This window comes from Pseudonocardia sp. T1-2H (assembly GCF_038039215.1).
Classification (GTDB): Bacteria; Actinomycetota; Actinomycetes; order Mycobacteriales; family Pseudonocardiaceae; genus Pseudonocardia.
On the sequence record NZ_JBBPCL010000001.1, the window covers coordinates 5628846 to 5653182 of the forward strand.

Annotated in this window: 17 protein-coding genes and 4 pseudogenes; 8 read left to right on the forward strand and 13 right to left on the reverse strand. The window is 74.3% G+C overall.

Annotated features, from left to right (window positions below):
• Window positions 1–23: 23 nt before the first annotated feature.
• The 9 genes and pseudogenes from WBK50_RS27690 to WBK50_RS27730 form a co-directional block, all read right to left on the reverse strand.
• A complete protein-coding gene (locus tag WBK50_RS27690) occupies window positions 24–1901 on the reverse strand; it encodes a DNA polymerase Y family protein (protein WP_341338411.1) in 1878 nt (625 codons plus the stop codon).
• A 26-nt stretch (window positions 1902–1927) separates the two neighbouring features.
• Window positions 1928–2692, reverse strand: a complete 765-nt coding sequence (locus tag WBK50_RS27695; RefSeq protein ID WP_341338412.1) for a hypothetical protein — start codon at window positions 2690–2692, stop codon at window positions 1928–1930.
• Between the two features lie 197 nt (window positions 2693–2889).
• Window positions 2890–4450, reverse strand: a pseudogene (gene purH / locus WBK50_RS27700) (bifunctional phosphoribosylaminoimidazolecarboxamide formyltransferase/IMP cyclohydrolase).
• 33 nt (window positions 4451–4483) lie between these two features.
• Window positions 4484–5107, reverse strand: a pseudogene (gene purN / locus WBK50_RS27705) (phosphoribosylglycinamide formyltransferase); the annotation flags it as partial.
• A gap of 129 nt (window positions 5108–5236) precedes the next feature.
• Window positions 5237–7309, reverse strand: coding sequence for a cell division protein PerM (locus WBK50_RS27710; RefSeq protein WP_341338413.1), 2073 nt, complete (start codon window positions 7307–7309; stop codon window positions 5237–5239).
• An 85-nt stretch (window positions 7310–7394) separates the two neighbouring features.
• Complete coding sequence (locus tag WBK50_RS27715) at window positions 7395–8432, reverse strand: DUF5336 domain-containing protein (protein ID WP_341338414.1); 1038 nt, start codon at window positions 8430–8432, stop codon at window positions 7395–7397.
• A 227-nt stretch (window positions 8433–8659) separates the two neighbouring features.
• A complete protein-coding gene (sucD, locus tag WBK50_RS27720) occupies window positions 8660–9547 on the reverse strand; it encodes a succinate--CoA ligase subunit alpha (RefSeq protein WP_297494359.1) in 888 nt (295 codons plus the stop codon).
• A 2-nt stretch (window positions 9548–9549) separates the two neighbouring features.
• Entirely contained in the window at window positions 9550–10833 is a 1284-nt protein-coding gene (gene sucC, locus WBK50_RS27725) for an ADP-forming succinate--CoA ligase subunit beta (protein ID WP_341338415.1), read from the reverse strand.
• Between the two features lie 53 nt (window positions 10834–10886).
• Entirely contained in the window at window positions 10887–11237 is a 351-nt protein-coding gene (locus tag WBK50_RS27730) for a hypothetical protein (protein ID WP_341338416.1), read from the reverse strand.
• A gap of 148 nt (window positions 11238–11385) precedes the next feature.
• Between WBK50_RS27730 and WBK50_RS27735 the strand changes: the two genes are divergently transcribed.
• Both WBK50_RS27735 and WBK50_RS27740 read left to right on the forward strand, forming a co-directional pair.
• On the forward strand, window positions 11386–12342 hold the full coding sequence (locus tag WBK50_RS27735) for an esterase/lipase family protein (protein WP_341338417.1): 957 nt from the start codon (window positions 11386–11388) through the stop codon (window positions 12340–12342).
• Window positions 12343–12687: 345 nt separating this feature from the next.
• A complete protein-coding gene (locus tag WBK50_RS27740) occupies window positions 12688–13467 on the forward strand; it encodes a M23 family metallopeptidase (protein ID WP_341338418.1) in 780 nt (259 codons plus the stop codon).
• Between the two features lie 112 nt (window positions 13468–13579).
• Here WBK50_RS27740 and pcrA read toward each other — a convergent pair whose 3' ends face one another.
• A complete protein-coding gene (gene pcrA / locus WBK50_RS27745; RefSeq protein WP_341338419.1) occupies window positions 13580–15922 on the reverse strand; it encodes a DNA helicase PcrA in 2343 nt (780 codons plus the stop codon).
• 233 nt (window positions 15923–16155) lie between these two features.
• Between pcrA and WBK50_RS27750 the strand changes: the two genes are divergently transcribed.
• The 4 genes and pseudogenes from WBK50_RS27750 to WBK50_RS27765 all read left to right on the forward strand — a co-directional run bounded on the left by WBK50_RS27750 (window position 16156) and on the right by WBK50_RS27765 (window position 18918).
• On the forward strand, window positions 16156–16467 hold the full coding sequence (locus WBK50_RS27750) for a chorismate mutase (RefSeq protein WP_341338420.1): 312 nt from the start codon (window positions 16156–16158) through the stop codon (window positions 16465–16467).
• 77 nt (window positions 16468–16544) lie between these two features.
• Window positions 16545–16850: a hypothetical protein gene (locus WBK50_RS27755; protein ID WP_341338421.1), complete on the forward strand. Its 306-nt coding sequence runs from the start codon at window positions 16545–16547 to the stop codon at window positions 16848–16850.
• Window positions 16851–16933: 83 nt separating this feature from the next.
• Window positions 16934–17614: pseudogene (locus WBK50_RS27760) on the forward strand (PIG-L deacetylase family protein); the annotation flags it as partial.
• 134 nt (window positions 17615–17748) lie between these two features.
• Window positions 17749–18918: a hypothetical protein gene (locus WBK50_RS27765; RefSeq protein WP_341338422.1), complete on the forward strand. Its 1170-nt coding sequence runs from the start codon at window positions 17749–17751 to the stop codon at window positions 18916–18918.
• A gap of 33 nt (window positions 18919–18951) precedes the next feature.
• Here the strand turns inward: WBK50_RS27765 and WBK50_RS27770 are convergent, their stop codons facing one another.
• Window positions 18952–19641, reverse strand: a complete 690-nt coding sequence (locus WBK50_RS27770; protein ID WP_341338423.1) for a response regulator transcription factor — start codon at window positions 19639–19641, stop codon at window positions 18952–18954.
• Window positions 19638–20946, reverse strand: a pseudogene (locus WBK50_RS27775) (ATP-binding protein). Before WBK50_RS27775 ends, WBK50_RS27770 begins: the two are co-directional and overlap by 4 nt.
• Before the next feature lie 109 nt (window positions 20947–21055).
• Between WBK50_RS27775 and WBK50_RS27780 the strand changes: the two are divergent.
• Window positions 21056–22300 (forward strand): PspC domain-containing protein, encoded by a 1245-nt coding sequence (locus WBK50_RS27780; protein ID WP_341338424.1) that lies wholly within the window; start codon window positions 21056–21058, stop codon window positions 22298–22300.
• A complete protein-coding gene (locus WBK50_RS27785) occupies window positions 22293–22535 on the forward strand; it encodes a hypothetical protein (RefSeq protein WP_341338425.1) in 243 nt (80 codons plus the stop codon). Before WBK50_RS27780 ends, WBK50_RS27785 begins: the two co-directional genes overlap by 8 nt.
• 82 nt (window positions 22536–22617) lie before the next feature.
• Here the strand turns inward: WBK50_RS27785 and guaA are convergent, their stop codons facing one another.
• Window positions 22618–24168, reverse strand: coding sequence for a glutamine-hydrolyzing GMP synthase (guaA, locus tag WBK50_RS27790; RefSeq protein WP_341338426.1), 1551 nt, complete (start codon window positions 24166–24168; stop codon window positions 22618–22620).
• Between the last annotated feature and the right edge of the window lie 169 nt (window positions 24169–24337).

Consider the following 24337-nt stretch of genomic DNA (forward strand, 5'->3'; position numbering starts at 1 on the left):
GGAGCCTGGAGCACCGGGCGGGGCTAGTCGTAGATGCCGGTGACCCACCAGCGCCCCTCCCGATGGACGAGGAGCAGCGCCGCTCCGTCGGCGAGCACGACCTGGATCCGCACCTCGGTGTGCGCGCCGCCGACCCACCAGCGCTGCTGCAACGGCCACGGTCCCGCCCACGCGCTCAGCTCGCGACCGGGGTGGCCGGCCAGGACGAGCAGGTGCGGCTCGGAGTCCAGCAGGTCCAGCGCCCGCAACCCGACCGGACGCCCGTCGACGTCCAGGAGCTCGACGGGCAGGGGTTCCGGCGGGACGGTCGCGGGGGACGGCGCGGGGAGCCGGCCCGGCCAGGCGGGGACGGGGTCCTTCGCGGCCTTCGCGGTGCGGATGGGCCGGGAGCGGGTGGGCCTGCGGATGCTCGACGGCTGCGGGGCCTCGGTCAGCCGCGGGGCCTCGGCGGGCCGCGCGTTCCCTGCCACGGCGGGCCTGTGATCGTCGTTCGGGCGCACCGGGCCGCGGCCGGCGGTCCCCGGCCGGTGGTCGCGGGCGTCCGGCTCCGTCGCGGACGGGACGACCCGGAGCGGCCGGACCGGGACGCCCGGGGCTGCCCGCAGGTGTCCCCCCAGCCCGATCGGCTCCGGCGCGGGCGCGCCCGTCAGCTCCCCCGGCCCCGCACTCCCGCTGCCCGCCGCCCGGTCGTCCCCCCACGGGACGAGCCGCACCCGTTCCCCGGGGTCCCGACCGCCGGTCAGGACGGCGGTGACCACCGCCTCCGGCCCGAGCAGCGCCTGCACCCGGACGAGCGCCCGGCCCGCCCGCTCGTCGGACTCGCCGACCTCGCCCCACAGCCCTCTCTGCAGCGCCCCGGCGGTGACGGTCTCCTCCGGGGTGAGCCGCAGCCGCACGACCGCGCCCGATCCGCCGCGGGTGAGCCACGAGTCCAGCTGCCACCGGACCCGGTCCACCGTGCCGGACGGGGTGAGCGGCTCCGCGCAACGCCAGATCCGCAGCAGCTCCTCCCCGCCCTCCGTGCGCGCCCACACCCCGAGCCGCGTGCAGGACAGCGCGTGCCCGGCCAGCGTGGTGTGCAGCCGTTCGGCCAGGGCACGGGCGGCGAACGCGGCGGCGTCCACCCGGTCCACGGGCGGGTCCAGCTCCAGCTCGACGGCCAGCTCCTCCGGCGGGCGGCGGCGCACGGGCGGACGGGGGTCCAGCCCGCGGGCGAGGCGGTGGGCGAGCACCGCGTCCGTCCCGAACCGGGACGCGACGTCCGCCGGCGCCAGCCCGGCGAACGCCCCGAGGCTGCGCAGCCCGAGCCGACGCAGCAGGTCCACCAGCTCGGCGCGGTCCACGTCCGGCTCGCGGTCGAGCTCCTCGACCCCGAGCGGCGCCAGGAACTCCCGGCTGCGCCCGGCCTCCACCCCCAGGCCGCGCCGGGCCGCGAGGACCGCGGCGAACAGGCCGTCCGCGAACCCGGTCTGGCACTCGACCCCGGTGCGGGCGGCGACCTGGTCGATCAGCCGTTCCGCCGCCTCCCGCTCACCGCCGAACCAGCCGACGGGCCCTTTCGCGGGCAGCGCGAGCAGCCCCGGCCGGACGATCTCCACCCCGGGAGCCAGCTCCTCGACGGCGACGACGACGGGTTCGAACAGCCGGGCGTCCCGCTCCGGGTCCGGGGCGAGGACGGCCAGCTCCGGGCACCGGGCCTGGGCGTCCCGCCGGCGCAGGCCCCGCCGCACCCCGTGCGCCCGCGCGGTGGCCGAGCACGCCAGCACCCGGTTCGCGTGGAACACCGCCGCGGGCCGGTGCGCCGGGACGTGCGCGCCCAGCGCGGCCGCGGTGACGGGCCAGTCCGGGGACCAGAGGGCGAGCACCCGTTCCGCGGCCCCGTCCACGGGGGCACCGTGCACCGGGGCAGTGTGCTCGTCGGGCGGCCTCATCCGACGGCCACCCGGGTGTCCTCGTGTCCTGCCACGACGGGCACCGGCGCCGCGGCGGGCACGTCGATCGCGCCGTTCCTCCCCGGGAGCAGCACCTCCGCCCGTCGCCCCGCTCCGGCGCCCCGGCCACCGCTGCGTACGACGACCTGTCGGGAGCACAGCCGTCCCGCGCCCCGGTCCACCCCCGACCAGCGGACCTCCGAGCAGCCCAGCTCGACGTCCGCGCCGGGCCAGGCCCCCAGCGCGAGCAGTACCGCACCCCGCTGCCGCGCCCGGGCCGCGAGCCGTTGCCGGTCCTGCCCCCGCAGGCCGGCCCGCTGCGCCCCCGCGACGACGACGAGGTCCATCCCGTCCAGCAGCGCGAGCACGACCGCGACCAGGTCCCCGCCCGGCCGCGGGACGAGCGCGAGCCGCTCGAGCCGGACCCCCGCCTCCGCCGCGGCCACCACCCCGAGCCCGGGCACTCCGACGACGCCCGCCCACATCCCCTGGGCGGAGGCCGCCGTGAGCAGCCCGAACAGCAGCGACGTCGATCCCGTGCCGGACGCGACCGAGACCGAGGAGCCCCGGCGCAGCCCACCCGCGGGCAGCAGCGGCCGCAGCGGCGCCGCCACGGGCAGCACGTCGCCGCCCACGTCCTCCCCGGGACCGATCGGCGCGGGCCGCACCGCGTCCGAACGATCCGACCGGTCCTCCATCCTGCGGAGCAGCCCGCGTGCGAGCTCCAGCCTGCTCGCTGCGTCCCCCACGGCACCCTTCACCGGGACACCTACCTCCCGACCGGATCGCGTCGCGGGGAAGACGACGGGCATCGAACATGTGTTCGAACTTTAGCGGCCGAACGGAGCCTCTTCAACTCCCCGTACGGGCGTCCGCCGATGGATCCCTGCGCCGAATGCACGAACGGCACCTTCGCGCGGTAGGTCCGCACGACGGTGCCGTTCGTGAGTCGACAGAGCTAGTGCGCGAAGTGCCTCGTGCCCGTCAGGTAGAGGGCGACGCCCGCGGCGGCGGCCGCGGCGGTGACCTGCTCGTCCCGGATCGAGCCGCCCGGGTGGACGACGGCCTTGACGCCCGCTTCGAGGAGCACCTCCAGCCCGTCGGGGAACGGGAAGAACGCGTCCGACGCCGCGACGGAACCCCGCGCGCGGTCCCCGGCCCGGGTCACGGCGAGCTTGCAGGAATCCACCCGGTTGACCTGACCCATCCCGACACCGACGGCCGCGCCGTCCGAGGCGAGCAGGATCGCGTTGGACTTCACCGCACGGCAGGCGCGCCAGGCGAACGCGAGGTCCGCGAGCACCTCGTCGGACACGGGCTCACCGGCGACGAGCTTCCAGGACGACGGGTCGTCCCCGGCCGCGTCGACGGCGTCGCGCTGCTGCAGGAGCAGCCCGCCTGTGATCGGCCGCATCTCGGCGCCGGTCCGGCGGACCTCGCCGGGCAGCCGCAGCACCCGCAGGTTCTTCTTCGACGTGAGGATCTCCAGCGCGCCCTCGGCGAAGGACGGCGCGAGCACGACCTCGGTGAAGATGTCCTTCACCTGCTGCGCCATCTCCACGCTGACCTCGCGGTTCGTCGCGATGACGCCGCCGTAGGCGCTCACCGGGTCCGTCGCGTGGGCCTTGCGGTGGGCCTCGGCGACATCCGCGCCGACCGCGATGCCGCAGGGGTTCGCGTGCTTGATCACCGCGACCGTCGGCTGGTCCCCGTGGTCGTGCGCGGCGCGCCAGGCGGCGTCCGCGTCGACGTAGTTGTTGTAGGACATCTCCTTGCCGTGCAGCTGCTCGGCCTGCGCGAGGCCCGAGCGTCCCGGGGGACACGTAGAGCGCCGCGGCCTGGTGCGGGTTCTCGCCGTAGCGCAGCGTCGCCTTGCGCTCCCAGGTGGCACCGGCCCACGCGGGGAACACCGTGTCCGCCTCGGGCGCGAGGACCGAACCCATCCAGGACGCGACGGCGACGTCGTAGCTCGCCGTGTGCCGGAAGGCCTCGGCGGCGAGCCGGCGCCGGTCCGCGAGCAGGAACCCGCCCGCCGCGACCTGCTCGAGGACCCAGTCGTACCGCGCCGGGTCCGTGATCACGGCGAGGCTGTCGTGGTTCTTCGCCGACGCCCGGACCATCGCGGGCCCGCCGATGTCGATCTGCTCGACGCACTCGTCCTGCGTGGCACCGGACGCGACGGTCTCGGTGAACGGGTAGAGGTTCGACACGAGCATGTCGAACGGCGCGACGCCCAGCTGCTCGAGCTGCGCGAGGTGCTCAGGGCGGCGGGTGTCCGCGAGCAGTCCGGCGTGCACCCGCGGGTGCAGGGTCTTCACCCGGCCGTCGAGGGTCTCCGGGAAGCCGGTCAGCTCCTCGACCGGGGTCACCGGGATGCCCGCGTCCGCGATGCGCTGGGCGGTCGACCCGGTGGAGACGATCTCCACGCCCGCCGCGTGCAGCCCGGTGGCGAGGTCCGGCAGACCCGCCTTGTCGTAGACGCTGATCAGGGCCCGGCGTACCGGCCTGCGCTCACTCACGTCGATGCTCGCCTCTTTCTCCGCTCGCGCCGATCCGATGCGGACCAGCGCCTCGACGGTGCCGACCAGCAGCCGCCGTTCCGAGTTCTTGATCCGTTCGTGCAGCTCGGCCTCGGTGTCGCCGGGCCGCACGGGTACGGCTTCCTGGGCCAGGATCGGCCCGGTGTCCACACCGGCGTCGACCAGGTGGACGGTCGTTCCGGTGATCTTGACGCCGTGTGCCAGCGCGTCCCGGACGGCATGCGCGCCCGGGAACGACGGCAGCAGCGCCGGATGGGTGTTGACGATCGGGCAGCCGATCCCGCCCAGGAAGTCCGGGCCGAGGATCCGCATGAACCCGGCGCAGACGACCAGGTCGGGCTCGTGCGCACGGACCGCGGCCAGCAGCGCGCGGTTCCAGGCGTCCCGGTCCGGGTGCTCCGCGGGGCGGACGACGGCGGTGGGCACGCCGGCCCGCATCCCGCGCTCGACGGCGGGGGCGTCCCGGTCCGCGGCGACGGCGACGACCTCGGCCGGGTAGGCCGCGTCCGCGGCGGCGTCGAGGAGGGCCTGCAGCAGCGTGCCGGAGCCGGACGCCAGGACGACGAGCCGCGCAGGTGGGCGGGGTCCGGGTGTGCTGCTCGCGGCGCTGGGATCGGCGCTCGACGCGGCGGACAACCGGGCTCCTCTTCTCGACGGGGGCGGCACCGACTGCGGGAGGTCCTCCCCGTCGGATACTGCGACCCTGACCAGCGTAAACCGCGACCCGGGTCACAGCGCGGCCGCGTCGCCCGCACGGGGTGCCGGTCAGTCCCCGCGGGCGGCCTCCTCGGCCTGCCGGGCGCGCAGGGCGACGAGCTCCGCGACGGTCCGCGGCTTCGCTTCGGTGCCCTCCCTCGGCGCGTCGTGCGCCGGCTCCCCGGACGCACCGGGTCCGGGCGCGTGGGACTCGGGCGCGTGGGACTCGGGCGCCCGGGAGCCGGGGATCCGGGGGCCTGCCGCTCGGCGCTCGACCGGGGGCTCGGCCGCTCGGCGCTCCGATACGGGCTCGGCCGCACGGGCCGGGCCCTGCCGGGGCTCGGCCCGGCGGAACCGGGAGGCGCGGGGCCCGCCCTCCCGTTCCTGACGGGTCCGTTCCCGCCGCTTCTCCCGGCGGCGCTGCTCCCGCTCGGAGTACCGGGCGCCGACGGAGCGGGCGCGGGACAGGGGCTCGTCACCGGGCGCCGGGGTGGCTGCGGGGTCGTCGCCTGTGGAGCCGTCGCCTGCGGGGTCGTCGGCCAGGCCGCCGTCCACGGGCTCGCGGTCTGCGAGGTCGTCGTCTGCGAGGTCGTCGTCTGCGAGGTCGTCGTCTGCGAGGGCGTCGTCGTCTGGGGAGGCGTCGTCCACCGGGCCGTCGCGCACCTCGTCCTCGGGCCGCGCGTACCCGTCCAGGTCTCCGTGATCGACGGGCTCGGCCGATGCCCCCCGGCGGCGCTGCCGGTCGTCGTCGGTCTCGGCCTCGGAGGCGGCGTCCACCGGACCCCGGTCCTCCGGATCGTCCCCGTCCGGCTCGAGGTCCTCGTGCCCGGGCACGTCGTGCCCGGACTCGTCATACGCAGCCTCGTCCCACTCGTCGTCCCAGTCCCCGGTCTCCGGGTCCCGGCGCTCCTCCTCGACGTGCCGGTATCCGTCGGGCGCCTCCGCACCCCGCTGTACCAGCGCAACCAGCGCCCCCGGCCCGCCGACCCACAGCAGCACCGCCAGCAGCACCAGCCACGGCGGCACGACCACCGGGTCGAACGGCCCCGCCGCGAGTCTGCCTCCGGCGAGGGTCGCGGCGAGCGCGCCCGCGGCGGCGAGCAGCGCCGCGGCCGTCCCGACCGCGCGGATCCGCTGCACCACCGTCGACGAGGGCCCGAGCACCCGCCGGCACATCCCGCCGACGAGCAGTCCGACCCCGGCGGGGAGCAGGAACACCACGACCGCCCACACCGGCGGCGTCCCGACGGGCAGCGCCCCGAACAGCGGGAACGGAGGCAGCGGGCCGCTCGTCGAGCCGAGCGGGGACACCGAGGCCGTCCCCACCTCGACTCCCGGGCCGAGCAGCCAGGACGCCCCGGCGACGACGGCGTTGGGCAGGTAGGCCAGCGCGAGCAGGGTGAGTCCGAGGCCCGCCCCGAACGCGGGGGCGACGGCGACGTAGCCGGCGTGGACGCGCGTGGCGCCGAAGCCCAGGCCGACCAGGACCGCCAGCGCGCCGAGCGTCAGCAGCGCCGCGCCGCCGACGGCCGCCGCGGCCAGCCCGGCGGCCGGCCAGCCGGGGAGCCGCTCGCGCCACGCGTCGGGCAGCCCGCAGGCCCGCAGGACGCCGATCGCCGCGGCGAGCCCCGCCACCAGACCGCCGCCGACCATCGCGCCCCACGGGGACACGACGACCTCGGCCGCCCGGGGCAGCAGCGCGCTGCCGAGCACCGCGACGGCGGCGTGCGCGCCCGCCTGGCTGGCGATCACGGGACCGGTGTCCAGCCGGAACCGGCCGCCGAGGCGCCGGACGGACCAGCGGGTCCCGATCGCGACGACGACCGCGACCGCGAGGGTCGGCAGCAGCGGGAGCACGCCGATGGGCTGCCCCTCCAGCGCCATCGGGATCTGGTGCGCGGCGAGCCAGAGCGGGATGGAGACGGCGAACGCGCCGTCCACCGAGACGCTCCCACCCGCCGTGCCCATGACCAGCGCGGCGACCGGCACCAGCATCGCGTAGCTGACCAGGACCGTGCCCATGGCGGCGGCCAGCAGGATCCGGAGTCGGTCCAGCCCCTCGACCGGGGTGGGACCGTCACCCGGTCCGCGCTCGTCGCCGGGGGTCTCGGGACGGTCGGGAGCCGAGAGGGAGCGGGTCACCCGGCCAGCGTCGCAGCGCGACGGCCGCGCGTCAGCCTGCCACGCCGGGACGCCGTCACGGGCCGGTCACCCGCGACGACCGGGATCAGCCCCGGTCGTCCTTGCGCGGGTTCTGGATGACGGTGGTGTGCTCGCCGCCGTTCCCGGGGCGCTGCTGCTCCTCCGGCTGACCGTGCCGGCTTGTGTGCTCCTCGGGGGACGCATCCGTGACCGGAGGGCCGTCGACCCGGGTGGCACCGAGGTCCTGTGGCTGCCCGGAGGCACCGACCTGGGTCTCGTGGGAGCCGGCCCCGGACTGGCCCGGCGGCGTGCCGACGGCCTGGGTGGGCCCGGTCTGGGCGTATCCGGACTGGCCGTACGGCGGCTGCTGGCCCCACGGCTGCTGGCCCTGGCCGGGCTGCCCGGAACCCTGCTGACCCGGACCGGGCTGGCCGTAGGCCGGCTGTCCGGGTGCGGGCTGCTGGCCGGGTGCGGGCTGCTGGACGTACCCGCCGCCGTAGCCGCCCTGCGGCCCGTAGCCCGGCTGGCCGTACTGCTGGCCGCCCTGACCGATCCCCGGCTGCCCGTATCCGGGCTGGGCATACCCGGGCTGGGCGTACCCGGGCTGGCCCGAGGCGCCGTAGCCCTGCTGGCCGTAGCCCTGGCCGGGGTAGCCGCCGTAGCCGGGCCGGCCGTGCGCGCCGGAGTTCTGCGGGGACGGGCGCGGGGCGGGCAGCGAGAGCATGCCGGCGTCGAGCAGGACCGCGGCGACCAGCACCGCGGCCACGAGGAAAGCCAGCACCAGGCCCGTGATCACGATCCCGCCCACGGTCCCCTGCAGAATGGTGACGGTCTGCAGGAACGTCAGGAAGCCGACCGTGGCGAGGACGGCGCCCGGCAGGAGCACGCGACCGGCCCCGGGCAGCAGGGCCGCCGCAGCCAGCAGGCCGCCGGCCAGCGCCAGCGTGGTCCCCAGGCCGAAGCCGATGTCGGTGAAGAAGCCGAGGAGGTAGACCACCAGCGCCAGGCCGGCGCCCACCAGGACGAGCATCCGGGCGGGACCGGGGGCGAGCGGGGGCGCGGCGGCCGCGTGGGCGGATCCGGTCTCCCCGGAGGTGGCGGGCGGCTCGTGCTGCTGGCTCATCGACTGCTCCCTGGACCGTCGGGCACGGCGGTCGTTCTCGGACGTACTGGTCGCGTCGCGGACACCGGTCGCGGCGAACGCTAGCCCACCGCGCCCGTACACGCGGACGCCGACACCTGATGACAGCAGAACGCGCGGGCGCCGGGAGGGTTCCCGGGGCCCGCGCGTCGGCCGATCCGCCTCCGGAGAGGCCGAAGGGTCTGTCCAGCGGACGGACCCGGCCGGGCTCAGAGCCCGGCGATGATCTCCTTCATCAGGGCGGCGGTCTCGGACGGCGTCTTGCCGACCTTGACCCCGGCGGCCTCGAGGGCCTCCTTCTTCGCCTGCGCGGTGCCCGCCGAGCCGGAGACGATGGCGCCGGCGTGGCCCATCGTCTTGCCCTCGGGGGCGGTGAAGCCCGCGACGTAGCCGACGACCGGCTTGGTCACGTTCTCCTTGATGAACGCGGCGGCCCGCTCCTCGGCGTCGCCACCGATCTCACCGATCATCACGATCGCGGCGGTCTCGGGGTCCGCCTCGAACGCCTCGAGGGCGTCGATGTGCGTGGTCCCGATGATCGGGTCGCCGCCGATGCCGATCGCGGTGGAGAAGCCGAACTCCCGCAGCTCGTACATCATCTGGTAGGTCAGCGTGCCGGACTTCGACACGAGGCCGATCTTGCCCGCGCCCGCGATGTCCGCCGGGATGATGCCGGCGTTGGACTTGCCGGGGCTGATGATGCCGGGGCAGTTCGGGCCGATGATCCGGGTCTTGTTGCCCTTGGCGACCGCGTGCGCCCAGAAGTAGGCCGAGTCGTGCACCGGGATGCCCTCGGTGATGACGACGGCGAGCGGGATCTGCGCGTCGATCGCCTCGATGACGGCGTCCTTGGCGAACTTCGGCGGCACGAAGACGACGCTGACGTCCGCGCCGGTCTCCTTCATGGCCTCCTCGACGGTGCCGAAGACCGTGAGGTCCTTGCCGCCGAGGGTGATCGTGGTGCCGGCCTTGCGCGCGTTCACGCCGCCGACGATGTTCGTGCCCGCCGCCAGCATCTTGGTGGCGTGCTTGGTGCCCTCGCCGCCGGTGATGCCCTGGACGATGACCTTGCTGTTCTCGTTGAGGAAGATCGACATGATCAGGCCCCCGCTGCTGCGAGCTCGGCGGCCTTGTCGGCCGCGTTGTCCATCGTGTCCACCTGGGTGACCAGGGGGTGGTTGGCGTCGTCGAGGATCTTGCGGCCCTCGACGACGTTGTTGCCGTCGAGCCGGACGACGAGCGGCTTGGTGGCCGAGTCGCCGAGGATCTTCAGCGCCTCGACGATGCCGTTCGCGACGGCGTCGCAGGCGGTGATCCCGCCGAAGACGTTGACGAACACGCTCTTGACGTCCGGGTCGCCCAGGATGACGTCCAGGCCGTCCGCCATGACCTGCGCGGACGCGCCGCCGCCGATGTCCAGGAAGTTCGCCGGCTTCACGCCGCCGTGCTTCTCCCCGGCGTACGCGACGACGTCCAGGGTGCTCATGACGAGACCCGCGCCGTTGCCGATGATGCCGACCTGGCCCTCGTCGAGCTTGACGTAGTTGAGGTTCTTGGCCTTCGCCTTGGCCTCGAGGGGGTTCTCGGTGCGCTGGTCGACGAGCTCGGCGTGCGCCGGGTGCCGGAAGCCGGCGTTCTCGTCCAGCGTGACCTTGCCGTCGAGGGCGATGACCTTGTCCTGCGGGTCACGCACGAGCGGGTTGACCTCGACGAGCGTCGCGTCCTCGGCGACGAAGGTCTCCCACAGCTTCACGATGACGTCCGCGGCCTGGTCCGCGACCGCGGCCGGGATCTTGCCCTCGGCGACGATCTCGGCGGCCTTGGCCTTGTCCACCCCGGCGATCGGGTCGATCGCGATGCGGGCCAGGGCGTCCGGACGCTCGACGGCCAGCTGCTCGATCTCCATGCCGCCCTCGGCCGAGCACATGGCCAGGAAGGTGCGGTTCGACCGGTCCAGCAGGAAGGAGAAGTAGTACTCCTCGGCGATGTCGCTCGCCGTGGTGACCAGCACCTGGTGCACGGTGTGGCCCTTGATGTCCAGGCCCAGGATGGCGTTCGCCTTCTCCTTGGCCTCGTCCGGCGTCTCGGCCAGCTTCACGCCGCCGGCCTTGCCCCGGCCTCCGGTCTTGACCTGGGCCTTCACCACGACAGCGGAGCCCAGCTCCGCGGCGGCGGCCGCAGCGGCATCCGCGTTGTCCACCGTCTTGCCCGGAAGCACCGGGACTCCGTGTGCGGCGAAGAGATCCTTCGCCTGGTACTCGTACAGGTCCACTCGGTTCTCCCGCTCCACTTCGCTGTGCCCGCGGTGTGCTCGCCCTGTCGCGGGACCGCTGCTGCGATTCCGGACGGCGTCGACCGCAGGACTCGATCGCGCTGCTGCCATTGGACCCTAGCGACGTGCTCGACACATGCCCTGACCTGGGGCGGTGACAGCAATCACCCTGCCCCGTCGCCAGGGGTGAGGTCTGCCACCCCGAGTCGATCCGGGAGGCGTGCGACACATGTTCCCGCATCCCCCGCGACGACGGCGACGTCGTCCGCGCCGCCCGCGTCGAGCCCCTCCCGGACAGCGGCGACGAGACCCTCCGGCGCCTCCGGCAGGAGCACCGCGGCCACGTCCTCCTGCAGCGCGACGGCGGCGACGTGCCGGGCCGAGCGGGCCTCGTCGAGCAGGATCACCTCGGTGCCGCGGTCACGCAGGGTGCGCGCCAGCCCGCTGATCCCCGTACCCGGACCGCCGGTGTCGTCACCCGAGGCGACCAGGATCAGACGCACCCGCTCACTCATACCGACACTGTGCTCGATGCGGCGGCCGACCGGCCCAGCGGGCCACCCGTTCGGACCTGCCGACGAGGAATCAGGTGCGATGACCGGTCCGGATGTTTCGGTGCGATTTCACCCGGCAATTCTCTTTGACGTGGCCTACCGTTCATCCATGGCGCTGGTCCAGGGCGGACTGCGCCGCCTGGCACTGGTCGCCGGCGGCGTGCAGTCCCTGGCGGCCGGGGCCGGACGCGCTGGCGGTTACGCGCTGCGCACGTTCGGCGCGCCCCCGGGGCTCCGGGGACTCGTGCTCGAGAGCGCCTGGCTGGCCGCGCACATCGCGCTCTATCCGATCGGTCTGGCGAGCGAGAAGATCCACCAGCACGACGTCTACCGGACCGACGACCTTCCGCCGGCCCAGCGGTGCCTGGTCGTCGGGGACATCGAGGCCGCCGGCACACCGGTCCTGCTCGTCCACGGGATCATGGACAACCGGTCCGTGTTCACCGTTTTCCGGCGGGCGCTGCGGCGCCGCGGCTTCGGCGTCGTGCACGCCATCAACTACAGCCTCCTCACCGGGGACCTGCGCAGCGCCGCGCACGAGCTGCGCAGCCACGTCGAGCGGCTGCGCGCGGAGACCGGCGCGGACAAGGTGCACATCGTCGGCCACTCGCTCGGCGGCATGATCGCCCGCTACTACGTGCAGCGGCTCGGCGGCTCGGCGTCGGTGGACACCCTGGTGACGATGGGCAGCCCGCACGCCGGTTCGAACATGGCCTACCTGATGCCCACCCCGCTGGCCCGCCAGCTGCGCCCCGGCTCGGACGTCCTCGCCGAGCTCGACGAGCCGGCACCCGGCTGCACCACCCGGTTCGTCGTCGTGTGGAGCCGGATGGACGAGATGATCGTCCCCCAGAGGAATGCCCGACTGAGCCATCCGGACCTGCGGATCGACGAGCTGGAGCTCCGTGACGTGGGTCACCTGGCCCTGCCCGTGGACTCACGCACCGTGCACTGGGTCGCCACCGCGCTCGCCCGGCCGGTCCACGACCAGCACTTCCGTCGGCGTCATCGGCACATCACGCGGGTGCCGGACACGCTGCGTGCAGGAGCCTCGCCCGCCTCGTGAGCCGATCGGGCCATGGGTCCGAACACCCGCGCGCCGAATTTGCCGACTCGCGGGTAACCCCGCTACGTTCACCCGGTCCGTGTCACGGAGCGATCACGACGACAGGCTGCCGACCCCGAACCGACAGCCGCCAGGGTTCCCCGACCCGATGTCGCCGCCGCCACCGGCAGGGATGCACGAAGCCCACCCCAGGGTTGTCGAGAAGGGCAGGTCTTGGCGAGCCACCGCTCCCCCAGCGGCGCCCGACCGGTCCCCGACGAGTTCGACGCGGCCCCCCACGCGTCGGCCCCGCCGGGATCGCACCGGCTTCCGGCGCCACCCTCGCCGTCGCTGCACGTTCGCGCGATGGCGTTCGCCGTGGCCGGCGGCGCGCTCGTCGCCGCGGGACAGACCCTGGTGTCGGCCCACGGTGACCCCGGCGTCTCCGACGACCCGTACGCGAAGCTCGCCCGGAACGCGATGCTCCCGGTGACGGATCCCGTCCAGTCGGCGGTGGCCTCGGCCGCGCCGGCCACCAGCGCGAACGCCATCGGCGGCGACCAGCTCGGCAACTCCTTCACGCTCCCCGCGCTCGACGAGAGGTCCGAGGTCGACGTCGCGAGCCTGGTCAAGGCCGCCGGCATCGGCGAGGAGATGCAGAAGCGCACCTCGATCATCAGGGCCGCGCTCGCGGGCGGCGCTCCCGAGGCCGTCCTGGACGGAAGCACGGCCTACGTGCTCCCGACGAACGGCCGCTTCACCTCCGGCTTCGGCGCCCGCTGGGGCGTCACGCACTACGGCATCGACCTCGCGGCGCCGATCGGCACGCCGATCTTCGCGCTGACCGACGGCGTGGTGGAGGAGTCCGGCCCGGCCAGCGGGTTCGGGATGTGGGTGGTGCTCAAGCACCCGGACGGCACGCACAGCGTCTACGGCCACGTCAACCGCTCGTTCGTCGACGTCGGCCAGAAGGTCCGGGCCGGCGAGAAGATCGCCGAGGTCGGCAACCGCGGTCAGTCCACCGGCCCGCACCTGCACCTCGAGATCTGGGACGCGACGAACAACAAGATCAACCCACTGCCCTGGCTGCGGGCCAGGGGCATCGACGTCACCAGCACCGGCACCGGGGACGGCCCGGCGGACTGACCCCGCCGTCGCCTCGCCTCGTCGCGCCGATCACGGGCAGAGCCCACGATCCTGGTGACGGGGTCCGCGGCGGAGGAGCCGTCCGGTCCCCCGGCCACGGAACGCCGGCGGGTCAGAGCTTCTGGAGCGGGACCCCGCCGATCAGCATCAGGCGGACCGTGCCCGAGCTGCCGAAGTCGATCGTGACCGTGGCGCGGGGACCGATGCCGTCCGAGGCGACGACCGTGCCCAGCCCGTACTTGTCGTGGCTGACCCGGTCCCCGACGTCCAGGCTGATCTCGGCGTTCAGGGTGCGCTGCGGGACCTTCCAGTCCCCGCGGTCCGTCGCGGTCTCGCGGCGGCCGAAGCCGAAGCGGCCGACCGGCGCCGACGGGCGCTCCGGCTCCGAGCGCCGCCAGTCCACGAGCTCGGCGGGCACCTCGTCCAGGAAGCGGGACGCCGGGTTCGTGCTCGGCTGCCCGAACGCGGACCGGACGATCGCGCGGGAGAGGTAGAGCCGCTCCCGGGCCCGGGTGATGCCGACGTAGGCGAGCCGGCGTTCCTCGGCCAGCTCCGTCGGGTCCCCGAGGGTGCGCATGTGCGGGAAGATCCCGTCCTCCCAGCCGGTGAGGAACACGACCGGGAACTCCAGGCCCTTCGCCGTGTGCAGGGTCATCAGGGTGACCATGCCCGCGTCGTCGTCCGGGATGGAGTCCGCGTCCGCCACGAGGGCGACCCGCTCCAGGAACGCGGCGAGCGACCCGGGCTCCGGCGCACCCGCGGCGACGTCGTCGTCCACCTCGAGGTCGGCGACCGCCGCGTCGCCCGCGAACTCGCGGGCCACCGTCACCAGCTCGGCCAGGTTCTCCAGGCGCGTGCCGTCCTGCGGGTCCTCGCTGGCCTCGAGCTCGGACACGTACCCGGAGCGCGCGTACACCGCCTCCAGGATCTCCGCGGTCTCGTCGCCGCGCTCGACCAGCTCGCGCAGCTCGTCCATCATCCGCTGGAACCCGGCGATGTTGCGCTGCGAGCGGGTGGCCAGGGCGTGCAGCCTCGCAGGCTCCTCGGCGGCGACGCGCAGGGCCTGGGCGAACGAGATCCGCTCGCGCTCGGCGTACTCCGCGACCACCGCCTCGGCCCGGTCCCCGATCCCGCGCTTGGGCACGTTCAGGATCCGGCGCAGGCTCACCGTGTCCTCGGGGTTCGACAGCACCCGCAGGTAGGCCAGCGCGTCCCGGATCTCCTTGCGCTCGTAGAAGCGCACGCCGCCGACGACCTTGTACGGCAGCCCGATCCGCAGGAACACGTCCTCGAAGACGCGGGACTGGGCGTTGGTCCGGTAGAAGATCGCGATGTCCGAGTTCCGGAACTCACCCGAGTCCACCAGGCGGTCGACCTCCTGGCCGACGAACGACGCCTCGTCGTGCTCGTTGTCCGCGACGTAGCCGACGACCTTCTCGCCGTCCCCCTGGTCCGACCACAGGCGCTTGTCCCGACGGTTCGGGTTGCGGGCGATGACCGTGTTCGCCGCCGTGAGGATCGTCTGCGTCGAGCGGTAGTTCTGCTCGAGCAGGATCGTGGTGGCGTCCGGGAAGTCCTGCTCGAACTCGGTGATGTTGCGGATGTTCGCGCCGCGGAAGGCGTAGATGGACTGGTCCGAGTCCCCGACGACGCACAGCTCGGCGGGCCTCGCCCCGGCCGTCGCGGGCTCGACCAGCTCGCGGACCAGCGCGTACTGCGCGTGGTTCGTGTCCTGGTACTCGTCCACCAGCACATGCCGGAAGCGGCGCCGGTAGTACTCGGCGACGGCCGGCATCCGCTGCAGCAGCGAGACCGTCTCCATGATCAGGTCGTCGAAGTCGAAGGCGTTCGCCTGGCGCAGCCGGGACTGGTAGTTCGCGTAGACCTCGGCGATCCGGCGCTCGTGCTCGTTGCCCGCGCGGGACGCGGCGTCGTCCGCGGAGAGCAGCTCGTTCTTGAGGTTCGAGATCTGCGCGGCCAGCGCCCGCGGGGCGAACTTCTTCGGGTCCAGCTCCAGGTCCCGCGCGACGAGGCTGACGAGCCGGCGCGAGTCGTCCGCGTCGTAGACCGAGAAAGCGCTGCGGACGCCGAGGTGCTTGGCCTCGCGGCGCAGGATCCGCACGCACATGGAGTGGAACGTGGAGACCCACATCGCGGCGGACCGGCGCCCGACCAGCGCGTCCACCCGCTCCTTCATCTCGGCCGCGGCCTTGTTGGTGAAGGTGATGGACATGATCTCGCCCGGGTGCACGTCCCGTTCGGCGAGCAGCCAGCCGATCCGGTGGGTGAGCACCCGGGTCTTGCCCGACCCCGCCCCGGCCACGATCAGCAGCGGGGTGCCCGCGTGCACGACCGCCTCCCGCTGCTTCGGGTTCAGCCCCTCGAGCAGGGCTCGACCCCGCGCCGTCGTGGGCTCGACGGTGGCCTGGGCGGGGAGTTCGAACAGCGCGCTCATCGTGTCGAACACGGTACCTCTGCGGGGTGACGGTTCCCGAACCGACACTGCCCCCGGAGGCGACCGTGTGGCACACTGCCCGGGTGCACCGCGACGGGCGATTTTTCTACGGGTACCGGTTTCCGGCACCCGTCGATCGTCCTGCCTGACGCAGACCGACCTACGCCCCGGAGTCCACAGGACCCCGGGGCGTTCGTGTGTCCGGGGCGGTGGGCCCGCACCAGGAGGAGACCATGTCCGTGACCGACGACCGTTCCGGCGCCGTGCAGAACACCGCAGCCGAGACCGACATCCCGTCCGCCGAGGAGATCGGCGAGCTGCGGCTCGAGATCGACCACCTCGACGCCGAGATCCTGCGCCTGATCAAGCGGCGCACCGAGGTCTCGAAGCGGATCGGCGTGGCCCGGATGGCCGCGGGTGGCCCGCGGATCGTCTACAGCCGCGAGATGCGGGTGCTGGAGCGCTTCCGCGAGCTCGGCCCCGAGGGCCGCGAGCTGGCGATGATGCTGCTGCGGCTCGGCCGGGGCCGGCTGGGAACACGCTGAGAACCCGCCCCTGACCTCCGCAGATCTCCGACCGATTCCACCCCACGATGGTCTCCGGCCGTGGCACTGTGGGGGCCATGGGGATCGTGTTCACGCTCATCGCGCTCGTCGGGCTCCTCGCCGCCCTGGGCCACGTCGGATATGTGGCGATGCTGTCCAACGCTGCCAAGAAGAAGGGTGCGGCGGGCGCGGAGATCGCCGCCTACACGCGCACCCGCTGGCCCGCCGCGGGCGGCGCGGCCGGGCTCGCCCTCCTGGGCCTGCTGTTCACCTCCGGCGGCCTGACGATGGACATCCTCGGCGTGCTGCTGGCGGCCGGCGGCGGCCTGATGGGCTGGAACGGCCTCAACGCCGAGCGCAACCGGTACCCGACGAACCGCTGAGCGGGCCGCCACGGGCGAGGTCCTAGAGTCTTCAACCGTGTCTCTCTCCCCGGACGGACGTCGAGCGCGTCCTCGTCGTCACCGCCCACCCGGACGACGTGGACTTCGGTGCGGCCGGGACCGTCGCGTCCTGGGTCGAGGCCGGGATCCACGTCGCCTACTGCATCTGCACCTCCGGTGACGCGGGCGGTTTCGATGACACCCCGCGCGCCGAGATGGGCCCGCTGCGGGAGGCCGAGCAGCGCGCCGCGGCCAAGGAGATCGGCGTCGAGGACGTCACGTTCCTGGGTTACCCGGACGGACGGCTCGTCGCCGACATCGCCCTGCGCCGCGACATCAGCCGGGAGATCCGCCGGTTCCGGCCGCAGCGGGTGCTGACCCAGTCCCCGGAGATCTGGTGGAACCGGATCGGGGCGTCCCACCCGGACCACCGCGCCGCAGGCGAGGCCGCCCTCGCGGCCGTCTACCCGGACGCGCGCAACCCGTTCGCGCACCCGGAACTGCTCGCCGACGAGGGCCTCGACGCGTGGACCGTCTCCGAGATGTGGCTCATGGGCGCCCCGGAGGAGCGGACGAACCACGTCGTGGACGTCACGGACAGCTTCTCCAAGAAGGTTGCCTCGCTGCGGGCACATGTTTCGCAGACCGCTCATCGCCCGGACCTCGAGGAGCTCCTGCGGGGCGTCGGCGGCACCGTGGCCAGGCGATTCGATCTTCCCGCCGGCAGGGTCGCCGAGGCCTTCCAGGTTGTGACGATCGGCTAGCGGTACCTCTCGCCCGATGAACGGAGTTCGACCGAACGGGTGAGTCTCGACGAGCGGGCGAGTAGCACTTGGATGACACATCGTCACTCGGGTAGACCTGTTCGGGTCGCACAGTCCCTGGAGGTCGTCCCATCGTGGCAACGTTCGAGCACCGCGTCGGTAACAAGCTGCCGTCCACCGGCAGGGTCACCGTGGCGGAGCTGATGCGCCGGAACCTCCCGGCGCAGCGCACCTCCTCGCCCGACGCCGCCCCGGTCGTCCCGGAGCAGGCCAGGCCCGTCATCGACGGCGCCGCGCTCGCCGCCGTCCACACGGCCGCCCCCGCCGAGGTCGTGTCCGTCGGATCGCTGCTGCGCCGCGAGGGCCGGACCGACGTCCCGGCCCCGGTCCCGGCCGCCGTCCCCACCCCGCGCGGTCCCGCCCGGACCGCCGCGAAGCGCAGCGCGATCGCCGCGGGCACGCTGCTCGCCGCGGGTTCGGTGCTCGGTGCCGCCGTCCTCACCAACGCCTCCTCGGGCAGCTCCGAGGCACAGGCGTCGGCGAACGGCAGCTTCCCCGGCCAGCGCCTCCCGGACGGGTCGGACCCCGCGTCGGCCGCGTTCGCGTCCGACGCCCTGGACGCCGGCACCGCCGCCCCGGGCTCCTGGATGAACGTCGCCTTCCCGAGCGCACTGAGCCCGGCCGCGGCCGGCCCCGCCGCCTCCCCGACGTCCGCCCCCGCGGCCGGCGGGAACTTCATCGGGCCCGTCGCGCCGGCGGCAGGCGGCCGGACCGCCACGAACCCCGGCGCCACCCCCGCGGCGGCCGCACCCGCGGTGAGCCGGCCCGCCGGCCCGGTCGGCCAGGCGACGCAGACGGTCGGCCGGCAGGTCGTCGCGCCCGCCATGAACACCGTCGACACCGTTACCGCCCCGGTCACGTCCACGCTGGACACCGCGGGCAAGGCGCTGAAGCCCACGGCCGACAAGGTCCTGGCGCCCGTCGCGAGCGCCGCGAAGCCCGTCACCGAGACGCTGCGGCACGCCTCGCAGGGCACCGTGAAGCCGCTGACGGACACCCTCCGGCCCGTGTCGCAGCCGTTGGCGAAGGCGGTGGCCCCGATCTCCGGTCCGGTGACGCGCACGGTCGACCGGCTCGCCGCGCCGGTCACGAACCTCACCGCGCCGCTCTCGAAGCCGGTGCAGGACGCCGTCGCGCCGGTGACGGGGTCGCTGCTCGGCACCTCGGACGACGGGTCCGCGCAGCCGGAGTCCGTCGTGGGGAACACGGCGAAGGCCCTCGGCGGCGCGCTCGGCCGGAAGTAGCCCGGCCCTGAGCCACGCCCGGTCGGGCGTGGCTCAGACCAGCCGGCGGTCGGACGCCCAGCGGGACAGCTCGTACCGGTTCGACAGCTGCGTCTTCCGCAGCACGCTCGACACGTGCGTCTCCACCGTCTTCACCGAGATGAACAGCTCCCCGGCGATCTCCTTGTAGGCGTAGCCGCGGGCGAGCAGGCGCAGGACGTCCCGCTCCCGGCGGGTGAGCAGGTCCAGCTCCGGGTCGACGGCGGGTGCCGCGCCCGGGCGGTCCGAGAACGCGTCCAGCACGAAGCCGGCCAGCCGCGGCGAGAACACCGGGTCCCCGGCCTTCACCCGGCGCACGGCGCCACCCAGCTCGGTCGCCGAGATCGTCTTGGTGACGTAGCCCCGCGCACCGGCCCGGATGACGGCGATGACGTCCTCGGCCGCGTCGGACACGCTCAGCGCCAAGAACACGACCTCCGGCTGCTGCGGGCGGACCCGGCGCAGCACCTCGGCGCCCCCGCCGTCCGGCATGTGCACGTCCAGCAGCACGACGTCCGGGCGCAGGTGCGCGATCCCGGCCACCGCCTCCTCGACGGACCCGGCTTCGCCGGCGACCTCGATCGCGGGCGTCCCGGCGACGCCGCGGTCCAGCTCGGCGCGCACGCCGGAGCGGAAGAGGCCGTGGTCGTCGACCAGGAAGACCCGGATCGGCGCGTCGGAGTCGGTGGGCGTGGTCTCGGTCATCGCGCGTCCTCGTGCTCGTCGTTCGGCGCGGGCACCGACTCGTCCCGCTCATCGTCCCCCGGGCCGACCGGGACGGCCAGATGCACCTCGGTGCCCTCACCCGGCGCGCTGCGCAGCCGGACCGAGCCGTGGTGGCGTTCGATCCGCCGGCGGATCGAGTCCGCGAGGCCGTGCCGGTCCTCGGGGACCGTATCCGGGTCGAAGCCCCTGCCCCGGTCCCGGACGAACACGTGCACCACGCCTCCGTCGTCCTCCGCCTCCACCTCCACGTACACGCTGATCTCTCCGACCCCGGCGTGCTTCGCGGCGTTGACGATCGCCTCCCGCGTGGCGAGCACGAGGGCCCGCAGGCCGTCGTCGAGCGGGGCGTCGCCGACGAACACCGGGTTCACCGTGACCGCGTAGGTGTCCTCCACCTCCGCGGCCGCGGCGCCGAGGGCGACCGAGAGCTGCTCGTCGAGGGTGGCGGCCTTCGTCCCGCCGCGGCCGTACCCGGTGGGGCCGTAGAGCCAGTTCCGCAGCTCGCGTTCCTGGCCGCGGGCGAGGCGCTGCACCTCGCGCGGGTCCGCCGCCTGGCGCTGGATCAGCGCGAGGGTCTGCAGCACCGAGTCGTGCAGGTGGGCTGCGATCTCCGCGCGCTCGGACTCGACGATCCGCTCCCGGCGTTCCTCGCCGAGCTTCCCGGACCAGCCGCACCCACCACGGCACGGTCAGCACCGCGATGCCGACGATCGTGGCGAGCACGGCCAGCACGCCGAACTGCATCTGCCCGAGGTTGAGGTTGCCGAGCAGGAACACCGTGATCCCGGCCGCGACGAACAGCACGCCGGCGACGACCCGGATGATCATCGCCCGGCCGCCCCCGCCGCCCATGCCGAGCACCCCGGCCCGCGCGCCGACCGCCCAGCGGCGCCGCTGCGCCTCGTCGGCCTCCCGCCAGACCACCGCCACCCCGACCGCCGCGACGCCCAGCGGCCCGACGATCCAGCCGACGACCGAGTTGTTCAACGCCGCCGCCGCGAGCCCGACGCCCAGCGCGAGCACGGTCAGGCCCAACGCCTGCTGGCGTTCGGTGCGGTCCACGGCGCGCCGGACGTCGAGGGCCTCCTGGCGCACGAACATCCACAGCAGCGCGTAGGCGATCACGCCCGCCCCGTTCGCGGCGGCCAGCAGGATGAAGGCGGTGCGGACCCAGAGGACGGGGATGCCGAGGTGGTCGGCCACGCCGCCGGCGACGCCCGCGACGAGCCGCCCGGAACGGCGGCGGGTCAGGGTCGCCCGGGGGGACACGGCCGGTGTACTCACCCGACCATCGTCACACGCGGGACAAGACCGGGGATCGGGGACGAACCGGGGGTCGCCTCAGGGGCGTCCCCGATACCGTGGGGCCCGTGCCCGGCCCACGCTCGATGACATGAACCGGACGGACGTGCAGACGACTCTGCGGGAGATGTGGGAGACGCGCCCAGCGCGGCCGCGGCGTGACCGCAAGGTCGCCGGCGTCGCCTCGGCGATCGCCCGCCGTTACGACATCGACCCGGTGCTGGTGAGGGTGGGCCTCGTGGTCTCCGCCTTCTACGGTGTCGGGCTGGTCCTCTACGCCCTCGGCTGGCTGCTGCTGCCCGCCGCGGCGGAGGACGACCCGGCCGACGGCGCGACCGTCGGGATGCCGGGGTCCACGGCGCGGACCGCCGCGATGAAACCCGCGGTGAAGGTCGCGCTGGTCATCGCACTGGCCGCCGCGGTCGCGCACTTCTTCACCCACACCGGCATCATCCTGCCGCTGGTGGTGGTCGGGGGGCTGCTCTTCCTGCTGCACCGCAGCCGCGGGCAGCGGGCGTTCGAGCGCTCGACGGGCACCTCGGCGGCCGTGGGCGGGGAACCCGGCGCCGGCACCCCCGTGGACGGCGAGGGGGCCTCCGCGCAGGCCGTGCCGCCGGCGTGGGACCCGCTCGGCGCCGCACCCTTCGCGTGGGACCTGCCCGAGCCCGGCCCGGTCGTACCCGCGCCGGCGCCACCGCGCTCGAAGCTCACGCCCGCCACCCTGGGGCTGGCCGTGCTCGCCGGTGGCATCGCCGGGATCGTGGTGCTGCTCGGCCCGGGTCTGATCGGGCTGCCCGCGGTGTTCGCGACGATGCTCGCGGTCGTCGGCGCGGGGCTCGTCGTCGGGGCGTTCCGCCGGGCCGGGCGGGGCCTGATCCCGTTCGCCCTGATCCTGGCCCTGCTGACCTGGGCCTCGCTGGCCGTCACCTCACCGGCACGCGGCCTGGACGTCCGCGGCGGGGTGGGGGACACGCAGGTGGCGCCGCGGACGGCTGCCGAGGTGCTGCCGAACTACTCGCGGGCCGTGGGCTCGATCGAGCTGGACCTGCGCGGCGTCGACCTCACCGCCGCGCCCGGCACGGCCACCACCCCCATCCGAACCTCCGCGGACGTGGGCACCGGCGCGATCGAGGTGCTGGTCCCCGAGAACGCGGACGTCACCGTCCGGGCGCACGCCGGTACCGGCGACGTCCGGTTCGGGGACCGTGGCGAGAGCGGCCCGGACGCCACCATCGCGGCGACCGACGACCTCGGCGCGGACGGCGTCCGCTCCGGCCGGCCGATCGAGCTGACCCTGAATGCCGGCCTGGGCTCGGTGGAGGTGCACCGTGGCTGAGTTCGAGACCCCCGGCGTCGAGTCCCCCGGGAGCGACGGCGGCACCACCGAGAAGCGCCGGCGGATGCCGGACCTGCTCACCCTGATCGTCGGGCTGGTCAGCCTGGGGATCGCGGGCTCGGGGTTCCTGGGCCGGGCCCCGGACCTGCAGGCCTTCGACCCCCGCTGGCTCCTCGCGGGCGGCGCGGTCGTCCTCGGCCTGGTGCTGCTCCTGGCGAGCATGCGCCGCCGCTGACGCAGGCACAGGGCGGGAGAACCACCCTCACGCCGGATTCCGGCGTGAGGGTGGCTTTCCGCCGTTCAGCCGGGCGGAGCCGCTACTCCCACTCGATGGTGCCCGGCGGCTTGCTCGTGACGTCGAGGACGACCCGGTTGACCTCGGCCACCTCGTTCGTGATCCGGGTCGAGATCCGTTCCAGGACCTCGTAGGGCACCCGGGTCCAGTCCGCGGTCATCGCGTCCTCGGAGCTGACGGGCCGCAGGACGACCGGGTGGCCGTAGGTGCGGCCGTCGCCCTGCACGCCCACGCTGCGGACGTCCGCGAGCAGCACGACCGGGCACTGCCAGATGGTGTTGTCCAGGCCGGCGAGGGTGAGCTCCTCGCGGGCGATGGCGTCCGCCGCGCGCAGCGTCTCGAGCCGCTCGGCGTCGACCGCACCGATGATCCGGATGCCCAGGCCGGGCCCGGGGAAGGGCTGGCGCTGGACGATCGTCTCCGGCAGGCCCAGCTCGGCGCCGACCTTGCGGACCTCGTCCTTGAACAGTGCTCGCAGCGGCTCGACGAGGGCGAACTCGATGTCGTCCGGCAACCCGCCGACGTTGTGGTGGCTCTTGATCGTGGCCGTGCCGGCCCCGCCGCCGGACTCGACCACGTCCGGGTACAGCGTGCCCTGCACCAGGAACCCGACGTGCTCCTCCGCGGCGACCTCGGCCGTCGCGGCCTCGAACACCCGGATGAACTCCCGGCCGATGATCTTCCGCTTCTCCTCCGGGTCCGTGACCCCGGCCAGCGCCTTGAGGAAGCGCTCCTCGGCGTCCACGGTGTGCAGCTTCGCGCCGGTGGCGGCGACGAAGTCCCGCTCCACCTGCTCCCGCTCCCCCGCCCGCAGCAGCCCGTGGTCCACGAACACGCAGGTCAGTCGGTCTCCGATGGCGCGCTGCACGATCGCGGCCGCCACCGCGGAGTCCACCCCGCCGGAGAGCCCGCAGATCGCGCGCCCTTCGCCGATCTGCTCGCGCACCGCGGCGACCGTCTCGTCGATGATCGACGACGTCGTCCAGTCCGGCGTGATGCCCGCGATCTCGTGCAGGAACCGCCGCAGCACCTCCTGGCCGTGCGGCGAGTGCCCGACCTCGGGGTGGTACTGCACGCCCGCCAGCCGCCGCTCGGTGTCCTCGAACCCGGCGACCTGCACCCGGTCCGTCGACGCCGTGACCGTGAAGCCCTCCGGCGCGCGGACCACCGAGTCCCCGTGGCTCATCCAGACCGGATGCTGCGCGGGGAGCCCGTCGTGCAGCACCCCCGCCTCGTCCGCGACGCGCACCTCGGTGCGGCCGTACTCGCGGGTGCCGTCGTGCGCGACGTCCCCGCCGAGGGCCTGCGCCATGGCCTGGAAGCCGTAGCACATGCCGAACACCGGGATCCCGGCCTCGAACAGGGCGGGATCGACCGCGGGCGCGTCCTCCGCGTACACGCTGGAGGGGCCGCCGGACAGGATGATGGCGGCGGGACGGCGCCGGACGATCTCCTCGGTGGGCGTGCCGGCGGGCACGATTTCCGAGAAGACCTGCGCCTCGCGCACGCGGCGGGCGATGAGCTGGGCGTACTGGGCGCCGTAGTCGACAACGAGGACGGTGGGGGTTTCCACGGGTCCAGGGTAAACGCCGGGCACCCGCGCCCTGCCCGTCGCATCCGCTCCCGGCCGCGCCGATCGCCGCGAGCGGGACGTCAGAGCACCCCCTGCCGCCGTCAGGTGCCGCTCGCCTCGATCAGGTGAGGCCCTCGCGCCCGGCTGTGATCCGCCACCGGGATGCCGT

What these genes read in the sequence shown, in the direction of transcription:
- WBK50_RS27715 (WP_341338414.1), bottom strand. Translation starts at nt 8,432, where the DNA reads ATGAGCCAGCAGCACGAGCCGCCCGCCACCTCCGGGGAGACCGGATCC.
- sucD (WP_297494359.1), bottom strand. Translation starts at nt 9,547, where the DNA reads ATGTCGATCTTCCTCAACGAGAACAGCAAGGTCATCGTCCAGGGCATC.
- sucC (WP_341338415.1), bottom strand. Translation starts at nt 10,833, where the DNA reads ATGGCAGCAGCGCGATCGAGTCCTGCGGTCGACGCCGTCCGGAATCGC.
- WBK50_RS27730 (WP_341338416.1), bottom strand. Translation starts at nt 11,237, where the DNA reads ATGAGTGAGCGGGTGCGTCTGATCCTGGTCGCCTCGGGTGACGACACC.
- WBK50_RS27735 (WP_341338417.1), top strand. Translation starts at nt 11,386, where the DNA reads ATGGCGCTGGTCCAGGGCGGACTGCGCCGCCTGGCACTGGTCGCCGGC.
- WBK50_RS27740 (WP_341338418.1), top strand. Translation starts at nt 12,688, where the DNA reads ATGGCGTTCGCCGTGGCCGGCGGCGCGCTCGTCGCCGCGGGACAGACC.
- pcrA (WP_341338419.1), bottom strand. Translation starts at nt 15,922, where the DNA reads ATGAGCGCGCTGTTCGAACTCCCCGCCCAGGCCACCGTCGAGCCCACG.
- WBK50_RS27750 (WP_341338420.1), top strand. Translation starts at nt 16,156, where the DNA reads ATGTCCGTGACCGACGACCGTTCCGGCGCCGTGCAGAACACCGCAGCC.
- WBK50_RS27755 (WP_341338421.1), top strand. Translation starts at nt 16,545, where the DNA reads ATGGGGATCGTGTTCACGCTCATCGCGCTCGTCGGGCTCCTCGCCGCC.
- WBK50_RS27770 (WP_341338423.1), bottom strand. Translation starts at nt 19,641, where the DNA reads ATGACCGAGACCACGCCCACCGACTCCGACGCGCCGATCCGGGTCTTC.
- WBK50_RS27780 (WP_341338424.1), top strand. Translation starts at nt 21,056, where the DNA reads ATGAACCGGACGGACGTGCAGACGACTCTGCGGGAGATGTGGGAGACG.